The organism is Acidiphilium sp. AL, from assembly GCF_025499445.1.
GTDB lineage: Bacteria > Pseudomonadota > Alphaproteobacteria > Acetobacterales > Acetobacteraceae > Acidiphilium > Acidiphilium iwatense.
Window position 1 is genome coordinate 1 of sequence record NZ_JAIMBZ010000116.1, and the last position, 1,395, is coordinate 1,395.

1 protein-coding gene is annotated in these 1,395 nt (G+C 60.4%); it reads left to right on the forward strand.

What is annotated here, in order from left to right; genetic code table 11:
• A partial coding sequence (locus AiwAL_RS20180; RefSeq protein WP_262313492.1) for a cytochrome c oxidase subunit 1 occupies positions 1–1,395 on the forward strand: 1,395 nt, incomplete at both ends.

Genomic DNA, 1,395 nt, shown 5'->3' on the forward strand with positions numbered 1-1,395 from the left:
GCCGGGATCGAAGGCGGGGTGCTGTCGGAAATCATGCGGATGCAGTTGATGCATCCGAACAACACGCTGATCACCTCGGGCCAGACCTGGAACGCGATCGTCACCGCGCACGGGCTGCTGATGATCTTCTTCATGGTGATGCCGGCGCTGATCGGCGGGTTCGGCAACTGGTTCGTGCCCATGATGATCGGCGCGCCGGACATGGCGTTCCCGCGGCTCAACAACATGAGCTTCTGGTTCCTGTTCATGGGCTTCATTTTCGTCAATCTCGGCCTGATGGTGGGCGCGGGTTCGGGGATCGGCTGGACGCTGTATCCGCCGCTGTCCGACATCACCTACCAGCCTGGGCCGGCGGTCGATTTCACCCTGTTCTCGCTGCATCTGGCCGGGATTTCCTCGCTGCTCGGCGCGATCAACTTCATCGCGACCATCCTGAACATGCGCGCCCCCGGCATGACGATGCACAAGATGCCGCTGTTCGTCTGGGGCATCCTGGTGACCGCGTTCCTGCTGCTGCTGGCGATTCCGGTGCTCGCGGGCGCGATCACCATGCTGATCATGGACCGCAATTTCGGCACCTCGTTCTTCGAGCCGGGCGGCGGCGGCGATCCGGTGCTGTTCCAGCATCTGTTCTGGTTCTTCGGCCACCCCGAGGTCTACATCATGATCCTGCCGGCGTTCGGCATTGTCAGCCACGTGGTCTCGACCTTCTCGAAAAAGCCGATCTTCGGCTATCTCGGCATGGTCTATGCGATGGTCGCGATCGGCTTCGTCGGCTTCGTGGTCTGGGCGCATCACATGTTCGTCTCGGGCATTTCGGTGGACTCGAAAGTGTATTTCGAGGCGGCAACGCTCGTCATCGCGGTGCCGACCGGGGTAAAAGTGTTTTCCTGGATCGCGACGATGTGGGGCGGGTCGATCGAGCTGAAGACGCCGATGCTCTGGGCGATCGGCATGATTTTCATGTTCGTGGTCGGCGGTGCGACCGGCGTGGTGATCGCCAATGCCGGGCTCGATACCGAATTGCACAACACCTATTTCATCATCGCGCATTTCCACTACGTGCTGTCGATGGGTTCGGTATTCGCGATCTTCGCCGGGTTCTATTACTGGATCGGCAAGATGTACGGCCGGCAATATCCCGAATGGGCCGGCAAGCTGCATTTCTGGACCTTCTTCATCGGCGTGAACCTGACCTTCTTCCCGCAGCATTTCCTCGGCCTCGCCGGGATGCCACGCCGCTACCCCGACTACCCGACCGCGTTCGCAGGCTGGAACTACGTCTCGTCGGTGGGAACGATCATCTCCGGGATCAGCACGCTGATCTTTTTCTACGTGCTGTTCCGTATTTTCACCGGCAAGCAGGCTCTGGCCGACAATTACTGGGGCGATGGG